General features: G+C 38.3%; 20 protein-coding genes. 17 read left to right on the plus strand and 3 right to left on the minus strand.

From position 1 onward, the window contains the following. Positions 1–31 precede the first annotated feature (31 nt). The 11 genes from ACT3QR_RS05455 (at position 32) to ACT3QR_RS05505 (ending at position 12,800) form a co-directional block, all read left to right on the plus strand. On the plus strand, positions 32–685 hold the full coding sequence (locus ACT3QR_RS05455; RefSeq protein ID WP_444520377.1) for a GntR family transcriptional regulator: 654 nt from the start codon (positions 32–34) through the stop codon (positions 683–685). Positions 686–697: 12 nt separating this feature from the next. Then, complete coding sequence (locus ACT3QR_RS05460) at positions 698–1,078, plus strand: carboxymuconolactone decarboxylase family protein (RefSeq protein ID WP_444520378.1); 381 nt, start codon at positions 698–700, stop codon at positions 1,076–1,078. A 26-nt stretch (positions 1,079–1,104) separates the two neighbouring features. Beyond that, on the plus strand, positions 1,105–2,556 hold the full coding sequence (locus ACT3QR_RS05465) for an NAD-dependent succinate-semialdehyde dehydrogenase (RefSeq protein WP_444520379.1): 1,452 nt from the start codon (positions 1,105–1,107) through the stop codon (positions 2,554–2,556). 754 nt (positions 2,557–3,310) lie between these two features. After that, a complete protein-coding gene (locus ACT3QR_RS05470; protein WP_444520380.1) occupies positions 3,311–4,372 on the plus strand; it encodes a histone deacetylase family protein in 1,062 nt (353 codons plus the stop codon). 78 nt (positions 4,373–4,450) lie between these two features. Continuing rightward, complete coding sequence (locus ACT3QR_RS05475; RefSeq protein WP_444520381.1) at positions 4,451–5,701, plus strand: Zn-dependent hydrolase; 1,251 nt, start codon at positions 4,451–4,453, stop codon at positions 5,699–5,701. 237 nt (positions 5,702–5,938) lie between these two features. Further along, complete coding sequence (locus ACT3QR_RS05480; RefSeq protein WP_444520382.1) at positions 5,939–7,366, plus strand: sodium:solute symporter family protein; 1,428 nt, start codon at positions 5,939–5,941, stop codon at positions 7,364–7,366. Between the two features lie 167 nt (positions 7,367–7,533). After that, positions 7,534–9,189, plus strand: coding sequence for a thiamine pyrophosphate-dependent enzyme (locus ACT3QR_RS05485; protein ID WP_444520383.1), 1,656 nt, complete (start codon positions 7,534–7,536; stop codon positions 9,187–9,189). A gap of 548 nt (positions 9,190–9,737) precedes the next feature. After that, on the plus strand, positions 9,738–10,661 hold the full coding sequence (locus ACT3QR_RS05490) for a LysR family transcriptional regulator (RefSeq protein WP_444520384.1): 924 nt from the start codon (positions 9,738–9,740) through the stop codon (positions 10,659–10,661). A 728-nt stretch (positions 10,662–11,389) separates the two neighbouring features. Next, positions 11,390–11,680, plus strand: coding sequence for a hypothetical protein (locus ACT3QR_RS05495; RefSeq protein ID WP_444520385.1), 291 nt, complete (start codon positions 11,390–11,392; stop codon positions 11,678–11,680). A gap of 150 nt (positions 11,681–11,830) precedes the next feature. Beyond that, positions 11,831–12,082 carry a PH domain-containing protein gene (locus ACT3QR_RS05500; RefSeq protein ID WP_444520386.1) on the plus strand — a complete coding sequence of 84 codons (252 nt, stop codon included), beginning with the start codon at positions 11,831–11,833 and terminating at the stop codon, positions 12,080–12,082. 187 nt (positions 12,083–12,269) lie between these two features. Next, positions 12,270–12,800, plus strand: a complete 531-nt coding sequence (locus ACT3QR_RS05505; RefSeq protein WP_444520387.1) for an ankyrin repeat domain-containing protein — start codon at positions 12,270–12,272, stop codon at positions 12,798–12,800. Between the two features lie 741 nt (positions 12,801–13,541). On the opposite strand, the gene ACT3QR_RS05510 is transcribed toward ACT3QR_RS05505, so the two are convergent. Both ACT3QR_RS05510 and ACT3QR_RS05515 read right to left on the minus strand, forming a co-directional pair. Beyond that, positions 13,542–13,901, minus strand: a complete 360-nt coding sequence (locus ACT3QR_RS05510; protein WP_444520388.1) for a hypothetical protein — start codon at positions 13,899–13,901, stop codon at positions 13,542–13,544. 217 nt (positions 13,902–14,118) lie between these two features. Continuing rightward, positions 14,119–14,994: a LysR family transcriptional regulator gene (locus tag ACT3QR_RS05515; RefSeq protein WP_444520389.1), complete on the minus strand. Its 876-nt coding sequence runs from the start codon at positions 14,992–14,994 to the stop codon at positions 14,119–14,121. Between the two features lie 257 nt (positions 14,995–15,251). Between ACT3QR_RS05515 and ACT3QR_RS05520 the strand changes: the two genes are divergently transcribed. From ACT3QR_RS05520 to ACT3QR_RS05545, 6 genes are all read left to right on the plus strand, one after another. Continuing rightward, the gene (locus ACT3QR_RS05520) at positions 15,252–16,130 is read left to right on the plus strand and encodes an ABC transporter ATP-binding protein (RefSeq protein ID WP_444520390.1); all 879 of its coding nucleotides are present in this window, start codon (positions 15,252–15,254) and stop codon (positions 16,128–16,130) included. Between the two features lie 56 nt (positions 16,131–16,186). After that, complete coding sequence (locus ACT3QR_RS05525; RefSeq protein WP_444520391.1) at positions 16,187–17,869, plus strand: ABC transporter permease subunit; 1,683 nt, start codon at positions 16,187–16,189, stop codon at positions 17,867–17,869. A 77-nt stretch (positions 17,870–17,946) separates the two neighbouring features. Continuing rightward, positions 17,947–18,933 carry an ABC transporter substrate-binding protein gene (locus ACT3QR_RS05530; protein WP_444520392.1) on the plus strand — a complete coding sequence of 329 codons (987 nt, stop codon included), beginning with the start codon at positions 17,947–17,949 and terminating at the stop codon, positions 18,931–18,933. 108 nt (positions 18,934–19,041) lie between these two features. Beyond that, positions 19,042–20,178 carry a TIGR03364 family FAD-dependent oxidoreductase gene (locus tag ACT3QR_RS05535; RefSeq protein WP_444520393.1) on the plus strand — a complete coding sequence of 379 codons (1,137 nt, stop codon included), beginning with the start codon at positions 19,042–19,044 and terminating at the stop codon, positions 20,176–20,178. Continuing rightward, positions 20,178–20,951, plus strand: coding sequence for a phosphonatase-like hydrolase (locus ACT3QR_RS05540; RefSeq protein WP_444520394.1), 774 nt, complete (start codon positions 20,178–20,180; stop codon positions 20,949–20,951). The genes ACT3QR_RS05535 and ACT3QR_RS05540 overlap by 1 nt, the downstream gene beginning before the upstream one ends. Positions 20,952–21,847: 896 nt before the next feature. Then, positions 21,848–22,519, plus strand: a complete 672-nt coding sequence (locus ACT3QR_RS05545) for a phosphatase PAP2 family protein (protein WP_444520395.1) — start codon at positions 21,848–21,850, stop codon at positions 22,517–22,519. A gap of 1,371 nt (positions 22,520–23,890) precedes the next feature. Here ACT3QR_RS05545 and ACT3QR_RS05550 read toward each other — a convergent pair. After that, positions 23,891–25,213 carry an MFS transporter gene (locus tag ACT3QR_RS05550; RefSeq protein ID WP_444520396.1) on the minus strand — a complete coding sequence of 441 codons (1,323 nt, stop codon included), beginning with the start codon at positions 25,211–25,213 and terminating at the stop codon, positions 23,891–23,893. Positions 25,214–25,343 lie beyond the last annotated feature (130 nt).

Here is a 25,343-nt window from a genome sequence, read left to right on the forward strand (position 1 = left end):
CTGCATTTACATCTTACAAAATAGAGGTCGTATGTTAGAGAAAGTGGAAAAACCAAAAACGTTGAAAGAGACAACACTAGAACAGCTACGCTTAGCGATCATGATCGGACAACTTGAACCAGGTAAGCGTTTGGTTGAACGCACTATCTGTGAGCAGCTGGGTGTCAGCCGCACTGTTGTACGTGAATGTATAAGACATTTAGAAAGCGAGCACTTGGTGACGTTTTCTGCAGGAGGGTCTTCAGTTGCTGTTTTAGAAAGTGATGAGATTCGTCAAATTTATCATTTACGTACGATGCTAGAGAGCGAAGCAGTTCGCTACTGCGCTGAACAAGCGACACCTGAACTAGTAGATAAATTACAAAGCCACTTAGTCCAGATCCGAGAAAACTTGCATGCAGGAGATGTGGTGGAGGCGCTTGGGTATTCTTATTCATTTTACGAGCATTTATTTTTGACGGCCGGTATGACGGTCGCATGGGAGTTGACAGAGAGATTGAATGGACGTATTGGACGTTTGCGTTTTATGACTTTATCTACGCAAGAGCGTGCCACTAAAGGCCCTAATAACTTGCAAGATATTGTTAATAGTATTGCTAAAGGTGACAGTAAGTCGGCAATTGAAGCTTGTCGAAAACACATTGATGAAGCCTGCCATATGGGGTTGTATCTTAATAAACAGTAAAAGGAAGTAATAATGGACAAACAACGATTTGAATTGGGGCTTACTCAACGCAAAGCCACTTTGGGAGCTGAGTACGTCGAAAAAAACCTACAAGCTGCTGATGATTTTAATCGTCCATTTCAAGAAGCCATGACCGAATGGTGCTGGGGATTTGGGTGGGGCGATAAGACGATTGATGCCAAAACCCGTTCGTTAATGAATTTAACTATGATTGCTGCCTTAGGGAAAATGCATGAATGGGAGTTGCATCTAAATGGAGCAATTAACAACGGTTGTTCTGTTGAAGAGATACGCGCTGCTATACATGCTATTGCGATTTATTGTGGTGTACCACAAGGTGTAGAGTGCTTTCGAATTGCACGTGAAGTGCTGACCACACGCGGATTATTGTAGTTTTAAAAAACCAGTTGGAGTGAGAAATGCAATTAAAAAATAATGCGTTGTTTAGACAACAAGCCTTTATTAATGGCGTGTGGTGTGATGCTGATAACAAAGCAACCCATGAAGTACTAAACCCTGCAACGGGAGAATTGATTGGTACTGTGCCAATGATGGGAAGTACCGAGACTCGACGCGCCATTGAAGCTGCAGATATCGCTCAATCAACTTGGTCGAAAAAAACAGGTAAGGAACGTAGTAGCATCTTGCGTCGTTGGCATACGCTGATTGTTGAAAATATGGAAGACTTGGCTGTCTTAATGACCCATGAACAAGGCAAGCCCATCGCTGAAGCGAAGGGCGAAATACAAAGTGGGCTGAATTACTTAGAATGGTTTGCTGAAGAAGCGAAACGTATCTATGGTGATTTTATCCCTGGGCACATGCCAGATAAGCGTTTAGTCGTGATTAAACAGCCTATTGGCGTCACTGCAGCCATTACTCCATGGAATTTTCCGCACTCTATGATTAGCCGAAAAGCAGGTCCTGCGCTAGCAGCGGGATGCCCGATGATTGTCAAGCCTGCAATGGAAACGCCTTATTCTGCGTTAGCAATGGCTTATCTGGCTCAGAAAGCGGGTATTCCTGACGGTATATATAGCGTAGTCACAGGTGATCCGATAGCGATCGGAGAGGAGATGACGACAAACGCTTTAGTCAAGAAAATAAGCTTTACTGGGTCCACTCGGGTGGGGAAAATCCTAATGAAGCAGTGTGCTGACACTGTCAAAAAAATGTCATTAGAATTGGGAGGTAATGCACCTTTCATCGTTTTTGATGATGCAGATATAGATGCCGCTGTGATAGGCGCAATGATGAGTAAGTACCGCAATAGCGGTCAAACCTGTGTATGTGCCAATCGTCTTTTCGTACAGGCAGGTGTTTATGATGAGTTTACCAAAAAATTAGCAGAGCAAGTAAGAGCTATAAAAATTGGTAACGGTTTAGAAGCTGGTATAACACAAGGACCTTTGATTTCTCAGGCTGCGGTAGATAATGCAGAGGCGCTGGTTGCTGATGCAAAAAGTAAAGGCGCAACGGTATTATGTGGCGGTCAAAGAGTTGAGGCTAATAGTAACTTTTTTGAGCCAACTATCTTGACCGACGTTAATAACGATATGCGCGTCGCAGATGAAGAAATTTTTAGTCCTATTGCGCCAATCTTCAAATTTGAGACAGACGAAGAGGGCGTTGCTCTCGCAAATCGCACTGAATATGGTTTGGCAGGTTATTTCTATAGCCGAGATATTGGTCGTGTATGGCGTATTGCTGAAGCACTCGAAGTTGGTATGGTCGGAGTCAATACTGGCATGCTGACGACAGAGTTGGCACCGTTTGGTGGTATCAAAGAATCTGGCTTGGGACGTGAAGGCTCAAAATATGGTCTCGAAGAGTATGTTGAGACTAAGTATATTTGTTTAGATATTAACTAAAATATAGCTTTTGGAAGAGAATAAAAGCCCCCATAGCTTATAGACCAGGGGGCTACTTAGTTACTTCTGATATTAATTGATGATGCGGCTACCAGAATTAAAATTAGTACGTTAATTTTCCTATAGTCCAAACTTTTTTAATCCCAGTTCTACCTACGAGCATAGCTTTTATCCCGCATCGGAGGGAAAAAGTGCTTCGCTCTATCCTCTAATATTTCTTGTTCCTTTTCGAACATTCTAAACCAACGTTCATTCCTTAATATGGCTATCTATTTGACAGCCTTGCCTTTAAATTTGTCACTTTACGTTCTGATTTTTTCTGTCATGGCAAACTCCAGTCAATACGTTTAGTTTGCACAATTTTAATTGTGCAGTTTCTTCTGCATAGCTCAAACAGTATCTTTTCATACAACACAATAATGATGTTTGAGCACTTCCTTATATATTCCTTCCTTGACCTTTAATTGTAACTCCCTCTGTAGTTTTAGTTAAACGATTTTTTACGAAATTAACGCTATAGGTATTAGCTATACTTATAGGTTGTATTAATTTATAACGTTTGACTGTAATTTTTCGGCAACATATATTAAGTTAATGTTAATAAACAACCGTTCTTATTAATGTAGCCAGATAGTTCTTGAATCTTATATTAGATTTTTTAATATAAAATTTAGAATTTTTATTTCTTCTATATCTAATTAGCATGCTTATTGACTAGAAAAGTAAGCTTTTTAGAAACAAAAGAGTGTTCAAAATGAAAATTTATAGCCATGAAAACCAAATGCTTCATCATCCACAAAGCTACTTTTCTCGAGGGAAAATGCGTGAGCCTCAGGAAAAGCCTGAGCGTTTGACTGAGCTTTTAAAAGCACCAAAAGCCTTAGACTTGAAAGTAACGACCGCTAAAGATATAGGCATTGATCCGATTTTAGCGGTGCATGATTTAGGATACGTGGATTTTTTGAAGAACGCCTATAGTGAATGGATGGCGGTCGATGAAGAAATGGGCGAGGAAGTTCAAACTACTATCTATATACCAAATAACAATGAAGGTCTTGGTATTTTGGCCAAAGCGGCTAAATATCAAGCCGATGGTAGTGCACCAATTGGCAAGCACTCATGGACCTCTATTTATTGGTCGGCTCAAACAGCACTAAACGCAGCTGACGCTTTGTTAAATGATGAAGACAGTCAAAACCTTAATCAAAATGACATTCAAATATGTCTAACCAGACCTGCAGGTCATCATGCACGTAAAAATGCAGCAGGTGGTTTTTGCTATCTAAATAATGCTGCAATCATCGCTGAGCACCTTCGTCAAAAATTTAAAAAAATTGTCGTCATAGATACTGATATGCACCATGGTCAAGGTATTCAGGAAATATTTTACGACCGTAAAGATGTGCTATACACCTCTGTACACGGCAGCCCTATTAATTTTTATCCAGTAGTCGCGGGTCATGAGCATGAAAGAGGTGAAGGAGAAGGTTATGGCTATAATCTCAATTTCCCCATGCCTCATGGTACCGATGAAGTAGGGTTTTTTAATCATGTGGATCAATCCATCGAAACTGTAAAACTATTTAATCCAGATGTTGTTGTCCATGTTTTAGGTTTTGATGTTTATAAGGACGATCCACAAGCGAAGTGCGAAGTCAGTACTCAAGGCTTTAAAACCTTAGCACAGAAGCTTAAAGCGTTAAATAAACCCACTATTGTACTGGTTGAAGGAGGGTACTGCATAGAAAAGCTCAACGAAAACTTACAAGCTTTCATCTCTGGGTTTGCCGCAGAAAAAACCATCAATAGTAAATAAATGAATAGCTGTGGTTAATGACTGATTGTGCATTAAGCTACTTAGTGAAATTAGAAACTAATTAAAGGCCAAACTAAAATGATTAAAAGCACTGAGATTACGGCTAACGAGAGCCGTTTATGGACATCTTTGATGGATATAGCGAAGGTTGGTCCAGGTATTGCTGGTGGTAGTAATAGACAGGCACTAACAGATGAAGATGATGAAGGCCGCACTCTTTTCAAAAACTGGTGTGAAACTGAAAATATGGTCGTAAAGATTGATGAACTTGGTTCTATGTTTGCCTTTAGAGAAGGTACTGATCCAAATGCACTACCTATCATGATAGGTTCTCATCTCGATACGCAACCTACGGGCGGCAAATATGATGGTATTTTAGGCGTTTTAGCCGGTTTGGAGGTTGTGCGTTCACTTAATGAACATAACATCAAAACTAAACATCCAATCGTTGTCGCAAACTGGACGAATGAAGAAGGTTCACGCTTTGCCCCATCCATGATTGCATCAGGTGTTTATGCTGGTAAATACGATCTCGAATACGCATACAGTTGCACAGATCCAGACGGTATTAGTATAAAAGATGAGTTAACACGTACAAGTTGGCTAGGCGATATGCCAGTAGGGGAACCTAAAATACATGCTTATTATGAATATCATATTGAACAAGGTCCCATCTTAGAGGCAAAAGATAAATTAATAGGAGTCGTGACGCATGGTCAAGGTCTGGCAGCCCTCGAAGTGACATTGACAGGTAAGGCTGCACATACTGGATCGACACCTATGACAATGAGGTCAAACGCTTCTTTAGCAATGGCTAAAATAATTCACACTACTCATGATTTGGTCATGGATAATCAACCTAATACTGCAGTTTCAGTAGGTAAGATTGACGTTTCTCCAAACTCCCGCAATGTCCTTCCGAGTAAAGTGGTATTTACTATAGATATCAGGGCAGCTTCGTCAGATAAGTTCGATGAGTTATGCAATCAGATAAAAGCTAGGGTGCACCAGATATCATCAGAATTTGATGTGGGCTGTTCAATAGAGATAGTAGGGCATAAAGATCCTGTCGCTTTTGATCCAAAACTAGTGAACATAATTCGTGATGCAACCAGTAAGTTAGGTTACTCGAATATTGATATCTGCTCTGGTGCTGGACATGATGCTTTTTGGATAGCAGATGTAGCGCCTTCTGCGATGATTATGTGCCCTTGCGTAGATGGTATATCGCATAACGAAAATGAAGAGATTTCCTCTGAATGGGCTATTGCAGGCACTAATGTGTTGTTACACGCTGTTTTAGAGACAGCCATCATAGAGAAAGAATGACAGTTTTCGAGCCTTTTGTCAGAGTTTACCTCAGAAAAAACGTAGCAGCAATCAACTGTTAATGAATGCTTAGGTATCACTTATATAACAGATTTATTAGGAGGGTTGCTCGATTTAATAATATAACTAGGATGTTCAATATAAGAACTTCCATTCTAAAAGTGGCCAGTTGTTTCAGTATTTATATTGGAGTAATTGTTATTGCAGGGTATGCAACAATCTATAGGGAAGCTGATTATGTATAGTTCAAATGAAAGTTTGATTTTAGGTTCTTTGGTAGTTATATATTTCTTATTTTTATTCGGTGTATCGTTTTATATTAATAAAAAAAGTATTAAAACATATGACGATTATAACGTCGCAGGAAGATCTGTATCGATCTTTCCACTTATTCTAACATTTGTAGGCACTGCGGTTGGTGGTGCGACGTTATTAGGTTTTATGCAAAATGGCTTTTTATATGGAATGGGACAACAATGGCTAAATTTCGCAATTTTCATTTCAGGTGTGCTGATGTTGGCATTTTTCTTGAAAAAAATTCGGGCAATTGGCGAAAAGTATCAAATGGTGACGATTGCAGATTACACTGTTTTGAGGTTTGGTGAGGGCGCTAGAATCCCTACAGTTGTAAGTGTTTTGGTTGCAAACTGTGCGTTGACAGGAATGCAATTTGCAGCCATTGCTACGATACTTAATCTGACAATGGGATTAAATATAACAACTGGTATTTTGATTAGTTGGGTTCTACTGACGTTAAAGACCTATTACGGTGGAATGAAGTCCGTAATTTGGCAAGACGCTTTTCATGGAACGATACAGACAATCGGTATTTTTATTTTATTTGTAACCGTAATCTTGGCTTCTGGTGGTTTGCAAGAAGTATCTAAACAGGCCGCACTTGCTAACCAAAGTGAGTTTTTAAGTATTCTCGGCATTTCACCTTCAGAAGTGTTCGTTTATCTATTAACTATTGGGGCTTATCAATTCCTTAGACAGGATTTATGGCAAAGATTTTGGGCTGCTGGCAGCGCTAAAATAGCTAGAAACGGATATTGGATAGCTGTTGTATTAGGTGCTTTAACCGCTTTTATGATTATTACTATCGGTGTTATGGCCCGCTTTGGGTTGAACTTAGGAGAGATAGATTCTAGTCTCACTTATTATATAGTAATTGGAAACGTATTTAGTTTTCCAATGATTGTAGTGATGATTATTGCCCTGCTTGCAACTGTTATATCAACAGCTGACTCTTTCTGTATGGCTGGTGCCTCTTCAATTATAAACGATATCATTAAACCAAGACTAAAGGAGAGTACTGATCTCGATAGTCGCTTGTTAAAGTATAGCCGCCTGTCAGTTCTGCTCGTTTCCATCTTTTCTTTACTACTAGCGCTATCTATCCCGAAATTGGTTGGTTTATGGGTGACAGGGGCGGCTATGTTAGTGTCAAGTTTATTAGCACCAGTCATTGCTGGATTATTTTGGAAAAAAGCGACTCGATTAGGTGGAATAGTGGCCATGTGGGTTGGTTTAATCGTAGCAGTAACTTGGCAAATACTTGGACATCCATTTGGTTTACATCCAATATTTATAGGTTTTCCAATTTCAGTTTTATTGGTTATTTTTGTGTCACTAATGACTAGTGATAACAGTAGTAATATTTAATAACTGACAAATTATTGGCTCAAGTAGAGTTTTATACTCAAAAACAATAACTGTTATTTAAAGTGACCATCCTATGAGTTGTCCTACCAAGGGAGATTGTAGGACAATTCATAATTTAAATAATGACGTTATGGCTAACACTATTTGAAGTAAATTGGGGGCAAAAAATGAGTGATTTGAAACATGGCGGTCAAGCAATCGTGGATAGCCTTAAACAACACGGAGTAGATCGAGCTTTTATAGTGCCGGGTGAAAGTTATTTAGCAGTACTTGATGGTCTTTATAACTCTGATATTCAAACTGTCGTGTGTCGTCATGAAGCTGCATGTACTTATATGGCTGATGCACATGGTAAATTTACGGGTAAGCCAGGTATTGCAATGGTGACCCGAGGTCCAGGCGCTGCGCAAGCTTATACTGGTATCCATACGGCTTGGCAAGACGGCGTACCCTCGATACTATTTGTCGGACTTATCCCAATTGCTGATAGGCAGCGTGAATCCTTTCAAGAGTTTGATCCGACACAGTGGTTCGCTAGTCAATGTAAACGTGTCTTCATTCTTGACGAAGTCTCTAGGGCATCAGAAATTGTTGCCAAAGCATTTCATGCTGCTTTAGAAGGTCGACCAGGACCTGTTGTAGTTGGGTTGCCTGAAGATATTATTAAGCAGCCATTCGAAAATAAGAGACATCCTGTTATTCCTGTTGCTAAAGGCGCAGTTACACAAACAGAGTTACAGTCAATAATTGATGCACTATCTATGGCTAAAAAACCTTTGATATTTGTTGGTGGTCAAAACTGGGACGCTCAAACATGTCAAAAACTCACTAAGTTTGCCGAAGATAACCATATTCCCATCATACATGATTGGCGAGCCTCTGACAGGATCCCATTTGATTCGCCCGCTCATGCAGGTTACCTAGGGTATGGTCGATCAGATGGGTGTGCAGACTTACTAGATTCAGCGGATGTGTTGTTAACTATAGGTACGGTACTTGGTGATGTGGCTAGTGATGGTTACACCTTGCGTCAATCATTCGATCAAATCAATTATATTGTTAATCTAGATACCAGCTTACGCGGTCATAGTGGTGCTACCACTTCTCATATCGCCGCAAGTCCTATCAGTTTTATAAAGGCAATTGCTGAATATAAATTCGAAAAAATTGAGGCTAAGTCACGTCTTTCATGGTTCCATCACTGTCATAAACAACAGCGTCAAGACAGTGCCTTTCCAGAAGTTACGATTTCTTCTAATGGTCATGAAAAGTATGCCAGTATGACCTTGGTGATGAAAGAGTTGGTCAAAATTATTCCAGAAGATGCTGTATATAGTTTCGGTGCAGGTAACCATTGTTTGTGGGCGCAGAAATTCCTACCAACGAAGAGGTTTCCAAGTCAGTTGAGCAGTAGGAACGGGGCAATGGGCTATAGTGTGCCAGCGGGTATCGCTGCTGCTTTAGAGTCTCCTGAGCGTTTATCCATTGTTGTTACTGGCGATGGTGAGTTTATGATGAACGAAGCAGAATTAGCGACTTCGGTACGCTATAAAGCGCCTATGCTAATTGTTGTTATGGATAATGGTCAATTTGGTACTATTCGTCAGCATCAAGAGGCTCACTATCCTGATCGTGTGTCAGGTACACAGCTTCAAAACCCTGATTTTGCTTTGATGGCGCAGTCTTTTGGTGCTCATGGTCTTACAGTAAATAGTGATGAGCGAGTCGAAGAGCAAGTGGCAGAGGCCATGCAAATCGTTAGTAAAGATCGAAAAACTGTGGTAATGCACGTGATTACTGATCCTGCTGAGTTAAACCCTTGATATATTTATTTATCGGGCAACTATTTCAGAACCATGTTCATTGCAGGTTGTTAAATCTATAAAGGTAGGTTAGTAATACTGTGCAATTTTGTCAAAAAAAGGCTTAACATCACGCGTTAGGCCTTTCTTTACTAAAAAATCGTCTTATAAATCCATCTAAGGTCTATCATAAATCAGTTCACAGGTTAAAAGCTTAGTAGTTTTAAGTGTTCCTAAGGACACCCCTTACTGTTGAGCGGTTATCTATTACGGTTAATGACAATAGAGAATTGATGATGAATAAAGCTGAGTTGACTTTAATTATTTATGTGGATAATCAACAGTTTGGCATCATTTACCAATACCAATGATAAAAAGAGGGACATAACAAATCATACAACAAATGAGCTTTTATATTCTCCCACAATCTTTAGCTATATTGTATTATAGACTAAGGACAATAATGAAAGGTGAGCCGAGAAATCAGAGGCTGCATATGCATCACGAAGATTTAGCCTTTTATATCAGTTGATTATCAATACCTTTAGAATGTGAGTACTGAAATTACCATGATACAACGGAAGTTAGCAGACAGTTTAAATTGGACATTACTTCACGTACTAATTGCTATATATGAAGAGGGGAGTATTAGTGCGGCGGCTGATCGTCTAAATATCACCCAATCTGCAGTTAGCCAAAATCTAAAGAAGCTTGAGGAACAACTCGAAAACCAGCTTGTTATTCGTAATACCAAGCCACTAGAACTCACACCGATCGGTCGTTATTGTCTTCAAGTTGCTCAAACGATATTTACAGAAATTACTTCTATTGAAGCGATGCAAGGCAGTAACCTACACCTTCTAGAAGGCAATATTAAACTATTAGTTGTTAGCCGAATCCATAATCCTAAATACAATGATTTTTTAGTATATTTCAAAAAAAAATATCCAAATATTACGTTAGATTTGACGGTCAAATCAAGCATGGATATTTTAAATGATTTAAAGCAAAAAAATCCTGCTATTGGTATTTGTTTAGCAAAGCATACATCCGATACTCTCAACCAAGAGATACTTTTCAACCAACGTTATTACCTATATTGTGGATATCACCATCCTTTGTTCTCAGCAAAAAATTTGAGTATTAGTAATATATTAGAAGAAAGTTTTATTACTTTTAATAGTGAGGCTATCGGTAATGTTCTTTCACCAATAACGTTATTTAAAGAAGCCCATGATTTTACGGGTCATGTTAGTGCCTACACAAATAATTTAGATGAGCTGGTTCGACTGATTTACACGGGGTATGGCATAGGTGCCTTGCCAGATCAGTTTGTTGCTGCGACTCACCTAGCATCTAAACTTAGACGATTGCCCCCGAGAGATGGGATTGCTGATATACCTGTATACATTTTTTGGCATAAGCACCGTGCTTTGTCCGCTATCGAAGCCAAATTTATTGAAGAAATTACAGAATTTGATATGTCTTTTTAGTAGAAACTTATAAATATAATATGATCTAACAAAATAGCTGAGTGTAGGTTCAAGCCCTGATTTTTGTAAAGACACCTGACAAATTTTACTATTATAACTTTGTAGTATAAAGCTTATATGAATTACTAATAACGTGTGTTCATATTTTGGTTTGTATTTTTTACAAACGCTGGAGTAATCACTTGTTGCAGCTCACAAAACCACGGAAAAATCATCAGTAAATCAGGCTTTTGGCAAATGCATCGACAGCACGCTTTGAATGATAGGCAAGTGAAAATGCTAAATACTTTGCTGACTAATTTTTATGGAAAGCTCACTACTAACAAATGGGCGATCATGACTAAATGCTCTATAGACACGGCACTACGAGGGATTAATGATTTAATAGAGAAGGGTATGATGCAAAAATCTGTAGAATCAGGGCGCAGTACGAGTTATGAGTTGGTTTTATGATGAAAGTCATATTTTTTTAATTCCGCTATGACAGCAATAAAGTATTCAAATAAGCCGTAATAGAGATAACCCATTCAGTGACCTAATATGAGTGGTTCCATTATATCAGTCTGTTTTAAGTGGCCTATTAATTGATTAAGAGGTCTGTTTTGCTGGTTCCCTTGGGATATACCTTAACTGAAACAGTTAAACACCTTCAAATAAATATATAAATTTCAAAACTGAGTACATTGATGAGGATTTTCAGAAAAAATGATAGGTATATTTTAGTTAATATGACAGGGAATGAAAATAATTATCTATCAATAAAGCTTAGCGATAGAAAAAGTAAAACTATATTTAGAGACTTAGAAAGTAAGGTTATTAATTGCAATGTCAATTCAGACATGATCCTCAATCAAGTAGAAAAAGCGTTGGTTAGAATCCAACATAAGCATAAATTAGAGTTTTACATAACAGAAATTGAGTTCATATCTTCTGATAGTTTTTCAGAGGATATCTATGAACAAATGACGTTTAGACTTTTAAGTAATATTATCTCCAAAGAGCATCCAAACTCTGCGTAAATGTTATTTAAATTAGATGCCAAGTGACCTACTACAGTAATGAGAAAGCAGCTTAGAGTTCGATACCTGTATAGCGCACCGATCACGAATTGATGATAACTAAAGCTTTTTCATTTTCAGGTTCTAATGCTAGCAGCTTAAAAGTACACTTTGACAGCTGACACATTGTTAGTGAAAAATGGTTTTTCTACTCAGAGTATCTCGTTAGAAGACATTACCCATATCACTCCTACCAGCAATACTTTATCTGCTCCAGCACTGTCTTTAGATAGGATTGAGATAAGATATGAAGGTGGTAGCATAGTGATATCACCAAAAGACAAAGATAGGTTCTATCATGCAATACAAGAACGTGTACCAGCATTAAAAACCGATGATAATAATGGGCTGATAAAGAGATAGCCGATAGTTCGATGCGCTATACAGGAATCTAACTTCTAGTGCTAAAAATGACTTCAATGACTAAGGAATTGATAGCATAGCTTAATATTAGTCATACTGATGAGATGGAAGGCAAAGATATTCCACAAGAACTAACAGATGAAATGCAAGAATTTCTTAATAGCAATAGAAGCAAAGAAAAATAATTATGAATGAATACAAAAAACTACGAATGAAAGTTTTTAGGCTTTTTAAAGAAGGCCTGATAAAAGAAGCTTCTGAATTATTCGAAAGTAACAATATGGATTACTTTGAAACATCTCCAACTGATAAATGGAACTGGCTACATCAGCTCTCAATGGGATTTAACCCAAAAGAACCACCGAAAAAAACTATTGAGTTTTTTATAGAAAAAGGTGTCCCAATCAATGCTCAAGACAGTTATGGCATGACACCATTGCACTATGCAATGCGAGGAGAAAATGCAGAAGCCGCTATTGCCTTATTAGAAGCAGGGGCAGATCCAAACATTACTAATAGAGATAACCTTATACCTCTGAGAATGACTTTGCTGATGCCTGATAGGTTAGATGTACTAGAATTGATGTTAAAAAATGGTGGGGATGTTAACTACTATAATGGAAAAGATTACTTACTTGAAGCAATTAAAGGCTTTCGAGGTGATCATCCTGATTTTCAAGAATTAATACAAATGCTTGAATATTATTCAGGTGAGTAAAAAAATTGTAAGAAAAATGATTGAAAATAGGTATACCTTTTAAAACTGTCAAAAATAGGTTAAAAATGATGACTGAAAAAACAAGAGAAGAACGCTTCGATCTATTCCAATATTGGCTAATAGATTTATCAAATGCTTTGAATAGATTTATAGATTCAAAACCTTTGTATATAAGGGATTAGCTTGACTACTCTATTGATATCTCTAGATATTATAGAAAACTATTTATTAAGTCAGTATTCGCACAATAATGAAATTATACGGGAGTCAGCTGACATACTTAACGGCTATAGTATCTATGTCGGAGAAACGTTTAGAAAGGTGTTAAAAGATAAGACCGATAGACATCCAAATATTTGGAAAATTGAATTAGATGACGTGGATGATGCATTTTATAATTTGCCTATTATCAAGGTAGGGTCATACACCGGTTGCCCTAGAACGCTTGTGACTGCTTGTTTAGATAGAAAAAAGGAAATTATTTTTCAGGGATTTTGATAAATCAAATGATTCATTAGTGATTAGGCGTTTATTTTAGTTAAAAGAGTGAGACAATCAAATCATATTAAATATCTCAATATGTACACTGTGAAGTACACTGCAATTATTTCGGTAACTCGAATCATTACTATCATTAGCCCACAGCTTAGTGTTCAAGTCCTCACTAGGGTACCGAACTGGTAAAAGTACCTGATTGGTTCGGTGTAGGTACATCTTAATATGATAATACCTTTAAAATATTTAGTTTAGCTGGTTCATATCCTTGTCTACCAGAGTAGAGTGGTCAATTTTAAATATTGGATAAACATCAATAATAGTCAGTCTTTTAGCGTATAAATCCTGATAATTCAGATATTCTATAATGATCTGATTTTCATATATCATGACCCTCATCGCTCCTTCTTCATATATCTTAAATATTACTGCTTCATCTTGATATACATAAGCAGATATTGAGTTCTGCATATCACTGATAGAAAAAACCATTTTTTTATTTTGTGTATCAATGAATGTGGATTCTAGCAAACCATCCTTATCTACATGGCTCTCGCACCCAAACATCTCCATAAAATCTACATCTTTAGGATAAAAGAACGACATTTTCTTTCCTATGATCAAGGTCTGTGGTCAGTTAATTTCGTATAATTTAGGATGATAGACGAAAGAATGCTAATTATATAGCCAATACTTTGCTACCTGTATGGCAAACAGAACATATTCCTACAACGAGTCTTATGGTAGAAGGGTTCGAGGCAAAAACACTTAATTCGTAAGATGCGTATATATTGAAAACACTAAAATATTTTTTTGATATGGTCTAGCCATCGTTATCCAAAGAGTTCATCAAAGCAGTCACCACTAAGTTATTGACATTTTTAAGTGAAAAGACCACCTCATCATAGTCTGAAAGTAGCTCCGCAATGGGTACCTTCACAAAACCACCTTTTCTGATCGCGCTTTCGCTCCATGCAAATCCCACACCTAAGTTCTGGTAAACCGCATCGTAAACACTCTCTTGGGTGTTTACGATATACGTAGGGGTTATCTCTAAATTAATTTTTGCTAGTGCCTCATTTATAAGCTTTTGAGTGGTGGAGCCGTGTGTGCGGAATATAACAGTTTCAGTCGCTAATTCAGTTAAGCTTATAGATTCTCTTGATGCAAAAGCATGGTTCGGTGAGCACAAAGCAACAAGCCTTTGGGTAGCACATTTCTTAAACTGTAACTTGTCACTTTTCGGGACATTTGCAAGAATACCAACATCTACCTGACCGTTAACCACTCTACTAAACGTTTCATGGAAATTACCAAAATAGATTTCAGTCTGTAGCTTGGGATAGCGCTGACTAAACTGCTTAATAATTTCAGTGCCCGGCAGCGGGCTGCATAGACCTACCTTCAATATAGCTGATTCAAAAACTTTACTTCTTTGAATCAGCTGATCTAGTTCATCTTCAACTGCTTGCACTTTACTCGTTATCGATCCAAGCTCTAAACAGTAATCTGTTGGCACAAAGTGCCTGCCACGCTGTATAAATAGCTTAAACCCAAGGTTGTTTTCAAGCGTAGATAATGCTTGGCTAATGGCGGATTGAGAAACGCCCAAACGTTTAGCTGCCTGCGTGTAATTGCCTTCTTCAAGCACAGAATTCAAGATATTTAGCTGATTATAGGTATAAGGTTTTTTCATCATATGACCCCCGTCTTTCATATAGGTTTCAGTTGCAGAGATTGTCAGGCTTATCTCTGAGAAGTACGGGAAGTTATACACGATAAATAAGACTGAATGATTAAATGTATAAGTTAACCTTATATTTGACGCCAAACTGTCATATTTATCTTCTATATTAGTTACGTGTAAACGATTAAAGCATTGAGAAATTTACCTAAGTGTATTTGCTTGAGCTATCACTCACTGCTAATACCAAAATATAAGTTTGGGCTTGAATTATGTTAGAACTAAGAAATGTGACTAAGAAGTATGATGGCAAAGTTATTTTTGAGGATATCTCCCTAAAAGTGAATAAGGGCGAGATTGTTTCAATATTGGGCCCATCTGGCTGCGGGAAAACCACGTTGCTGCATATTATTTTAGGTCTAACTGATATTAGTTCTGGTCGGCTTGCTTATGATAAGGAAGACATCACACGTGTGCCTATGAAGCACAGAGGTTTTAATATTGTATTTCAAGACTATGCTTTGTTTCCTAACTTGAATGTAAAACAGAATATTGAGTATGGGCTACGTAATAGACCTAATGTCAGCACACAAGCGGAGGTTGATGATCTGGTTGACCTTTTGGAAATTAAGCCGCATTTGAACAAGCGAATCAGCCAACTCTCTGGTGGACAAAAGCAGCGTGTTGCATTAGCGCGTACTTTAGTGATGAAACCTAAAATTTTACTACTAGATGAACCATTGTCTGCCTTAGACGGGGTCATTAAAGAGACCATTAAGGCACGTATTCGTGAGATTGCAGAGCGTTACGAGCTAACCACTTTGATTGTGACACATGATCCTGAAGAAGCGATGACACTCTCTGATCGCATTTTGTTGTTATCAGACGGCAAAGTGGCTCAATATGCTAAACCATCAGAAATCATCAAAAACCCTGCCAATGATTTTGTTAAGAGCTTTATCTTAAATCAGCTAAACATCAAACGTCGTAATATCTTGAGCCTATTTGAGGCAGACAGTGCGCCAGCTGATCCATTAGAAAAATACACTCAAATGAGACCTACACTAAACGGTAGCTCAGTCACTGAAGATATCAACGCCATAATCCAGCGTACAGCTACTAAATCCATTAAAGACACTTCCACAGGTTAATCGCACTAGGCTAACCCTGGTCTCTTAAAATTTACTTATTTCGCGCGTAGGTCATTATGAAACTTAATAACTCACCGCTAATGAAAGCTTCGTGGCTTTTCATTGGTGCGCTATTTCTTGTCTTTATGTTTGTGCCTTTGGGCAAAATGTTGATGCTGTCATTTAATGTGGCTGATGGATTAGGTCTAAGCCATTACGTCGATATCATCAGCAGTAATGACTTCAGACAAGTGATGTTAAATAGTTTTTTTGTCGCCATTGTTAGTGCGATGAGTGCCACCTTTTTGGCATTTATTCTTGCTTATACTGTGCACTGGACTAACTTGCCAAAGGGTTTTAAACAAACAATTAAACTTGCATCACTGTTCCCAATGCTATTGCCAACAGTGACTTATGGATTCGCCATTATTTACACCTTTGGTAAGCAAGGTCTACTCACTAAGATGATTGGCTTTCAGCTGTTTGAAGATATATATGGTTTCTATGGTATGTGGCTTGGCTACACCATCTATACCTTGCCAATAGCCTTTTTACTGCTTAACAATACTTTTCAATATTTGGATAAGAAGTTCGTAATCGTATCAGAACTGATGGGCGATTCACGCTTACGCCAGATAGATATGACGGTCATTCGTCCCTTAATTGGTACGTTTGCAGCCGCTATCATTCAATGCTTCTTTTTGGCCTTTACTGACTTTGGTATTCCAGCCTCTATTGGTGGTCAGTACAAGGTTATCGCCACTGAGCTTTATACCCAAATACTGGGTGCATCTCCCTCGTTTGAAAAGGGCTCTGTGGTTGCCTTGTTTATGCTAATCCCCTCTGTTTTGAGCATTCTACTGCTTTGGTATGTGGCTCGATTTAATGTCAGGTATGATTCAGTAGAGCATTTTGACTTGCCTACCTCTAAAGTCAAAGACAGAATTCTGGGTGTTTTGTCCAGTGGTATTTTGATTTCGCTGTTATTCGTATTTGCTGTGATATTCATCATTCCATGGATTAAGACATGGCCTTACGAGATGGCGTTTAGTACAGACACGTTTACTAAGGTGATCGAGTCCTCGAACCTGATGCGAGTGTATAAGAACTCACTTATTGTCGCCACACTAACAGCTGTTTTTGGAACTATTATTACCTATGTTGCCGCGTTGATATACGAGCGCTCAGGGTTATTCAAGATAGGAAAGCTGACGATAGAAAGCTCAGCTTTAGTAACCAATACAGTGCCAGGTATGGTTATTGGTATTGCTTATCTGATGGTTTTTTCAGGGTCATCGATATCGAACACCATCTTCATTATTGTGATTAGTAATATCATTCATTACTTCTCGACACCTTATCTCTTGAGCAAAAATGCGCTGTCAAAAATGAACTTAGGCTGGGAGACCACAGCTTCTTTGCTTGGAGACTCATGGCTGCAGTCTTTACGCCGAATCGTTGTACCCAACTCAATACTTACGCTTATCGAAGTGGCCTCGTACTTCTTTATTAGTGCGATGGTCAGCATCAGTGCAGTGATATTCATTTCAGGTGCGAAGACGATGGTGCTGACTACAAAAATTGTTGAATTACAGCACTTCGCCCGCTTTGATGAGATTTTTATCTTGTCGCTGATGGCGCTACTCACAAATATCACGGTATTAATATTCTTCGCAGTAGTTCGATACCTTTATACCAGAAGCATCAACGGCACAATAAAAATAAAAGTGAAAAAAATCACAGTGACGACGGTCGCTTAAGTATTTCAACACAGTTTAGGTGTTGATGTTACGAGAACTAATTTAACCTTTAATCACTCAAATAATCAGGAAAAACAATGAATTTATTTAAAACGATAATAACGGGATTAACTTGTGGAGTTTTAGTGGCAGGCTGTGGAGCGAAAAGCTCAGGAGATACGGCTGGTGAGGAGGTGATTATTTATAGTAATGCTGATGAAGAGGCAGTCGAGATTATTCAAGAGGTGCTTGATGAGGCAGGCTTTGAAGGTCAATACATATTTCAATCATTCGGAACAGGTGAGCTTGGTGGACGGCTATTAGCAGAAGGAAAAAATATTGAAGCTGATATGGTGACAATGAGCTCGTTTTATATCGAAAGTGCTCAAGCAAAGAACCCAATGTTTAAAGCGTTAGCATTTACGGCAAACCCGCAGATTACGACGCCTAATTACTATGCACCGATTCTCAGCTTTACGGGTGCCATCTTACTCAACACCAAAGAGATGGAAGCCAATAATATTCCCATACCTATCAGTGCCAAAGACTTAGCAAATCCTATTTATAAAAATCAAATTTCTATGGTTGATCCAAATGGTTCATCAACTGGTTGGTTGTTTGTACAGGATATTGCTGCTGAATATGGTACCGATGCTGAAGGTCAACAAATCATGAATGCTATTCGTGAAAATGCAGGACCTAATTTAGAGCTATCTGGCTCTGGTCCTCTTAAAAAGGTAATGGCAGGTGAGGTGCCTATCGGTTTCGGACTACGTCATCAGGCAGTCGCTAATAAAGCAAAAGGTTTACCAATTGATTTTGTAGATCCCAGTGAAGGTAATTACACATTGACTGAATCGGTTGCTGTTATTGATAAGGGAGAGAAGACCAATCCTAAAGCAATGAAAATGGCTGAGTTAATTGTCACTAAAGCTCGCCCAGGTTTATTAGAGATTTATCCAAATATTGTGTATGACGGCGAGACAGTAGCCGCTGAGAATCAGATTGATAATTCTAAGACCTATCCAGAGCCATTAACTGCTGAGCTGTTAGATAAGCATCGTGCTTTTTTCCATGGTGAGTAATTTTAGTTCAAACAAAATAATGCCCATTCATGCTTAGCTATATTAGTTCATAGGTTAAGCAAGTAGAGGGCTAATCAATAAAGGTGTATGGGAAGAGAAGATATGACAATGAGCAAAATACTTTCTGATAAAACATATGATGTCGTCGTCGTAGGTGGGGGTATCGTTGGACTGGCAAGCGCCTATGCCGCCGTTAAAAAAGGGCTGAGTGTCGCAGTTGTAGAACGCCAATCTCAGAACAAAGATGCCTCTGTTCGTAATTTTGGATTTGTGACGGTTAGTGGTCAGCGTCGAGGTGAGCATTGGCAACGCGCCATGCACTCGCGTAATGTTTGGGCCGAGATTGCCCCAAAAGCAGGTATTCAGGTAGAGCATGTCGGTCTGCATATGTTAATGCAGAGACCTGAAGCGGTAGATGTTGCACACGCTTTTTTAAAGACGGAAATGGGTGAGGGGTGCCGACTGCTGACACCGTCTGAAATTAATGAAGCCGCGCCTTATCTGAACAAGGGTGAGGGTGTGTTATATAGTCCACATGAGCTTAGAGTAGAGTCCAATACCGCAATCGCTAAGCTGGCTCATTGGTTACAAGAAACACAAAGTGTGGACTTTTATAATCATACCACGGTGACTTCGGTGGAATTACCAAAAGTGTATACCAGCCGTGGTGTCCTTAACGCTGAGCACTGTGTGGTCTGCCCAGGAGCTGACTTTACTGGCTTATATCCAGAAGTACTCGCTAAGACCAAAGCTAAAATGTGTACGTTAAATATGATGCGAGTCATGCCTAAAAGAGCATTTAAATTAAATGCCGCCGTTATGTCAGATTTAAGCTTTGCCCGTTATGATGGATTTGCTCAATTACCTGAAGCTACGGTACTAAAAACCTTACTTGATGATATTCAAAGTGTAGAGCGTCAAGCAGGTGTCCACCTAATTGTGGTTCAGTCTGAAGATGGCTCACTAATCATTGGCGATAGTCATGACTATAGTGATAGAGAGCTGCCGTTTAGAGACACTCAAATTGATGACCTAATCATTAATGAATTTAAGCAGGTGATGGATATTGGTGAGATAGATATTACTCAGCACTGGTTGGGTGTATATCCAAGTGCAGATGACGTGGTATTTAAGACATCACCTGAAAAGGGCGTGGTGGTCGGTTCAGTCACCAGTGGTACAGGGGCATCAACAGGTTTCGCATTTGGCGAAGAGTTAATTGAACTGGTATTGGAATCAAAGTAATGAATACAGCAAATAATAATATAATAAGTAGCAGCTCACATGGTGATAGTTTAAACAGTATTAAAAACAAATTTTTTGATATTAAGCTCTGTGTATTTGATATGGCTGGCACAACAGTAGAGGAAGGTAACCTAGTCTATAAAACCGTATGTAATGCCATCAATGAAGCACTGAATAGCGCTGGCAAGTCAGACAAGCAAGTGAGTCTTGAGTTATGTTTAGAATATGGTGCAGGTAAAGAAAAACGCAACGCCATCCGCGATATTTTAAACAGGTTAGATTTATCTGATGCTGATATTGAATCATTAACAGATAAGGCGTTTGCAGCATTTAAAGTCAATCTTGCAACTGCTTATAGCAAAGACACCTTGTCTGAGTTTGAAGGCATGTCAGAGTTGTTCGAGCAGTTGAAGGCGAGCGGTCGTAAAGTGGTGTTAAATACAGGATATGATGCTAAAACTGCTAATAAAATTTTGACTATCTTAGGTTGGTCTGTGGGGGATCAAGTAGATGCATTAATAACAGCCGATGATGTCGTTAATGGCCGTCCAAGCCCCGATATGATTACTCTTGCAATGAAGCAATTTGGTATTGATAGCTTCCAGCAAGTGTTAAAAGCGGGGGATAGTGGTATCGATATTGAAGAAGGTAAGAATGCAGGGTGCGGGCTAGTTTTAGGTGTGCTATCTGGTGCGCAAAATGAGCAGCAGCTAGTGAAATATTCACCTGATGCGGTTTTAGACAAGCTGACTGATTTAAAGGAGCTTATTTAACTCAAAGCTTCAATATATAAAAAATAGTAAAGCCATAAGAGTAATTATTTTTATGGCTTTTTTAATTTGGAGAAAGATCTCATATTATGTTTAACTGTTGTTTAGGTTAAGCGCTTTGAAAAACTACTTACCATTTGGTCACCGTTGCTTTTTCAAGTAACTTCGAGTTGAGCGAATAATCATAATTATAAATCGATGAAAATAGAGGTTTTTTGCTACATCCTATATTCCACAGCCAAAAAAGCCCCAATCTAAGATTGGGGCTTTTTGAATCTGGTAAGCGTAACCGGATTTGAACCGACAGACTATTCAGTCAGTGATAGTATTAAATACATATTTTGAAGACCAAAAAATAGGCTAGGGTCTAGCCTATTTTCTACAGTGATGAGAGGATTAGTTATTACAGTATATACCACGACATAAATTGTCGTAATCTTAATAACCAGATCTCCTAAAGTAAATAGCAGATGGCTAAAAGTAGAAGTCCTCACTGAGAAATTGAACCAGTGGAATTACCTGATTGGTTCTCTATAGATATAATCTACTGTTGCCAACAAACAAGAGGTTTGATGATGATATCATTTGCACCAGAAAATCAGCCATTATTTGCGTTAGGCTTTCTAGTTTTTTTGGTTGTCACAGTCTTGTTGATTTTACATCATATAGTCATTCATTATGGTCATAGGTTCTTTACTCAATTTTTTTACTATATTTTGAAGATTCAACGAAATTTTGGACAAAATAAATGTGTCATTAATTTTAAAGATAAGCATCCTAAGTTGTATGCGACAATTTCCCAACGGTTCAGCATACGGAGTTTTTACGGTTTACCCTTGATGCTTTTATGCGTAGTAATGGGTTGCATATTAGTGTTGTTCGTAGGACTAACCAAAACTATGGCTATACCGAATCATATTATAACTATAGACCATTTTGTGTCGATGCAGATGAATTCTCTACAGGACTCCAATGTCGTTAGATTTTTTGTTCTGATAACCAGCTTGGCGTCTACGCCTATCTACGTTTTGATGGTCTTTTTCGCTGCTGTGAATTGCTGGGTAAAGCGACAACGCTATGTAATTGTAGGGTTGTTGATTGCTACTTTAGGCAGTACGACATTTACTTCTTTGATGAAATATTTATTTCAGCGTGAAAGACCTGCTAATAACATATTGTCTGTGCAAACTTATTCGTTTCCAAGTGGCCATGCGACTACTGCTATGGCGTTATATGGATTTATAGCTTACCTGCTGATTCGATTTAGCCAAAATTTTACTCAAAAAATTCGTATATTTACAATGGCTATTCTTTTTATCATGTTGATTGGTTTAAGCAGGGTTGTATTGAACCAACATTATTTAAGCGATGTACTAGGCGGTTATCTAGTAGGTGGATTTTGGTTGACGCTTGGCATCAGTATTACAGAAGGGTTGAGCTCAAAAAATAAAATTACATGGAATATCGAGTGGTCAAATTTTCATATATATATGGTTTGGTTAAGTGGGTTTGGAGTACTTGTCAGCACATTGATTTACGCAAAAATTTATCAACTTCCAATATTATCCTAATCGTCGATATAAGCCTTGGCGAAGTACCGACGCTAATAGCACCCCATTAAACATTCAAGTCTTCACCGGAAAATCGTACTCTTAGACGGTGTTGAATATATCTCACGGGATGTGGCCGTATTATAAACTTGACAGCTGCTTTATTAATATGATTAGAATAGCTGTTTTATGTGGGGTTGTTTGTGCTTTAATAGTTATGGGTTTATTTGATGGTGCGTCCACCACGCAACGACTAAATTAGCGAAATCCTTTATTATTAGGGTTAAGGTTGTTAGGTATTTATTTTTAACAACTTCTTAAGGTTTATTGACTTGCTATCCGATTAATATTGGCTTTTATATCACGAATGATCTGATTGGATAAATTTTTTCCAATGTTTAGTAGTCAATAGCAGTCAAAAAATCCTTGGCAACTGATGCTACCTGATCAAAACCCAATGTTAACAATATCACCTAAATAAAATGCCAAATTAAAAAAGGTTACCGAGGCTATATTTAGTATATCGTTGGAAACCTCTTTCTAAGCTTTTAATATTTACAGATAAGTATGTGTGTTTATTATAATAAGATTTACAGTCCCTCGATGGCGGAGTCTTCATCACCTGAGCAATTATATTCTGGCTCGTACATTGCGTGCGCTGATCTATGCTCAAAAAAATGGTAATACTATTGATAATGCTGCAGCGCTAAACTTAATTGTTCATATCAATGACACCATAGCACAAACCCTAATAACAACTGAGAAAACTGGATTTCATGCTTTAACCTTCTATGCTATACGAATAATAGCATGTATGGATTTTTTAACTCATCACAGCAAAATAAATCCATAGCATATGGGAATGTGGCCTGATATTTTGAATGCCATAGCGTCGGTTTGTGCTATCTAATAAGTTATAGCTTGATTTAAGGTAGTGTGTCAGAGAGTATGTTGAGGAAATAAAGGAGGGTAATAGACAAAGTAAGATAATATATTTGAGGTTATAAAAACACTAATAGATATTAATTGTACCAAATGTCAAAGTTGTAGTTTAAGGAAAAATAGCTCAAAAGCTATGGCAAGCAGAACTATCAGTGTAAAGACTGTTGCCAATAATTTATTGGTAACAGGTCTTTAAGCTACTAAAAATAAACCCCTAAAGCGCAAGCTAAAGTCAAACACAAGCCCTCAAGCCAGTTTGTTCATTTTAGGCCTAGACCTGCTGGTTGAGGCCTTGTGTTTGGTATTTTTCAATCACGATACTTCGTTATTTCGACAGTTAATCAGCTGTTTAACCGTTAAAGGTGAGGTAGGGCAAGTTTTCTGTCATGTGCTGAGAAAATATTTATAACATTTACATGGTGATATTTTTCAGCATCTCTCTAAATTTATTTAGAGAGATAGATCAACGCCTTGTGGGTCTTTTTTAATCGTGTAAAGCGTGAATAGTGAAATTAATGAGACGATAGTAATATACAAACCAATCATCCATGACTGTTGATAAGTTGCCATAATCCATTGGGCAATCATCGGAGCGAACGCACCACCAATAATAGAACCTAATGCATAGCTGATGGATACCCCTGAAAAACGTACTTTAGCAGGGAACATTTCAGCAAATAAAGCTGACAATGGACCATAAGTAAAACCTAGGGGAATAGCCCAAATCACCAATGCTAGCATAAATAAAAACGGAGATTTGGTATCAATCAAAAACCACATTGGAATCGACCATAACGACAATAAGATATAGCCTAATTTAAAAATCCTTAGACGACCAATTTTATCACCTAATATGCCGCCCCAAAGGGTTGATACTAACCAAGAAAAAGCAGCCGCAACTACGATTAGCATGGTCAAAGTAGGGCTAAGCCCTAAGGCTTTTTGACCATAACCCACCATAAAAGCGATAAGGATATAACCACCTGCATTGACTCCCATAAAGATTAAAGCCGCTTTAAGAACTGTTGGCGTGTGATTTTTGAATAACAATGATAATGGTGCAGAGGCTTCTGCTTTACGTCGATGCATGGCTTCAAACACTGGTGATTCTTTAACCGAACGACGGATAAAGGTGCCCACGATGATCAATGCAATTGATAATATAAATGGAATGCGCCAACCCCACTCGAGGTAGGCTTCTTTACCCAAAATCAAATTTAAGAGTAGCAGGACACCAGTCGCTAAAATCATACCGATGGGTACGCCAATCTGTGGGTAAGCCCCAAATAGTGAGCGTTTGTTAAGGGGTGCATGCTCGACAGATAACAATGCTGCACCGCCCCATTCACCACCTGCAGAAAAGCCTTGGATAATACGTAAAAATACCAAAGCCAAAGGTGCTAATACACCAATTTGCGCATAAGTCGGCAAGAAGCCTATTAACGTCGTTGACGCACCCATCAAAATCAGGGTCGTTACCAATACCATCTTGCGACCGTACTTGTCACCCAAGCGACCACATACGATTGCGCCTAATGGGCGAAATAGAAATGAGATACCAACGGTCGCAAAAGCGATGATTTGGGCGAGCATAGGGTTTGATTTGCTGACTTCAGCGAAAAACAGGGGAGCAAATATGAGACTTGCGGCTTGTGCATAGATGAAAAAATCATACCATTCAATCGCAGTACCAACTAGGGTGGCAGTGAGTACTTTTTTATCCTGATGTATAGCAAGCGAGGCGTTTTCAGCCATTGCGGTGGTAGTGGTCATTAGTGACTCCTTGTCTATGTATTGTCCTAGAAACGACTCGACAGCTTAGCTATCCTAGCAAAGCATTACCTAATATAAATTAATGATACTTTTTATTTATTAAAAATAAAATTATGTATCATATGTTTTA

The sequence above is a fragment of the Psychrobacter sp. AOP7-B1-25 genome, from assembly GCF_052376195.1.
Taxonomy (GTDB): domain Bacteria; phylum Pseudomonadota; class Gammaproteobacteria; order Pseudomonadales; family Moraxellaceae; genus Psychrobacter.

Coding starts and splice junctions, on each gene's coding strand:
- ACT3QR_RS05480 (WP_444520382.1), top strand. CDS start 5,939: ATGTATAGTTCAAATGAAAGTTTGATTTTAGGTTCTTTGGTAGTTATA.
- ACT3QR_RS05495 (WP_444520385.1), top strand. CDS start 11,390: ATGACAGGGAATGAAAATAATTATCTATCAATAAAGCTTAGCGATAGA.
- ACT3QR_RS05510 (WP_444520388.1), bottom strand. CDS start 13,901: ATGTCGTTCTTTTATCCTAAAGATGTAGATTTTATGGAGATGTTTGGG.
- ACT3QR_RS05465 (WP_444520379.1), top strand. CDS start 1,105: ATGCAATTAAAAAATAATGCGTTGTTTAGACAACAAGCCTTTATTAAT.
- ACT3QR_RS05505 (WP_444520387.1), top strand. CDS start 12,270: ATGAATGAATACAAAAAACTACGAATGAAAGTTTTTAGGCTTTTTAAA.
- ACT3QR_RS05535 (WP_444520393.1), top strand. CDS start 19,042: ATGAGCAAAATACTTTCTGATAAAACATATGATGTCGTCGTCGTAGGT.
- ACT3QR_RS05485 (WP_444520383.1), top strand. CDS start 7,534: ATGAGTGATTTGAAACATGGCGGTCAAGCAATCGTGGATAGCCTTAAA.
- ACT3QR_RS05530 (WP_444520392.1), top strand. CDS start 17,947: ATGAATTTATTTAAAACGATAATAACGGGATTAACTTGTGGAGTTTTA.
- ACT3QR_RS05490 (WP_444520384.1), top strand. CDS start 9,738: ATGATACAACGGAAGTTAGCAGACAGTTTAAATTGGACATTACTTCAC.
- ACT3QR_RS05520 (WP_444520390.1), top strand. CDS start 15,252: ATGTTAGAACTAAGAAATGTGACTAAGAAGTATGATGGCAAAGTTATT.
- ACT3QR_RS05525 (WP_444520391.1), top strand. CDS start 16,187: ATGAAACTTAATAACTCACCGCTAATGAAAGCTTCGTGGCTTTTCATT.
- ACT3QR_RS05455 (WP_444520377.1), top strand. CDS start 32: ATGTTAGAGAAAGTGGAAAAACCAAAAACGTTGAAAGAGACAACACTA.
- ACT3QR_RS05540 (WP_444520394.1), top strand. CDS start 20,178: ATGAATACAGCAAATAATAATATAATAAGTAGCAGCTCACATGGTGAT.
- ACT3QR_RS05515 (WP_444520389.1), bottom strand. CDS start 14,994: ATGATGAAAAAACCTTATACCTATAATCAGCTAAATATCTTGAATTCT.
- ACT3QR_RS05545 (WP_444520395.1), top strand. CDS start 21,848: ATGGCTATACCGAATCATATTATAACTATAGACCATTTTGTGTCGATG.
- ACT3QR_RS05475 (WP_444520381.1), top strand. CDS start 4,451: ATGATTAAAAGCACTGAGATTACGGCTAACGAGAGCCGTTTATGGACA.
- ACT3QR_RS05550 (WP_444520396.1), bottom strand. CDS start 25,213: ATGACCACTACCACCGCAATGGCTGAAAACGCCTCGCTTGCTATACAT.
- ACT3QR_RS05460 (WP_444520378.1), top strand. CDS start 698: ATGGACAAACAACGATTTGAATTGGGGCTTACTCAACGCAAAGCCACT.
- ACT3QR_RS05470 (WP_444520380.1), top strand. CDS start 3,311: ATGAAAATTTATAGCCATGAAAACCAAATGCTTCATCATCCACAAAGC.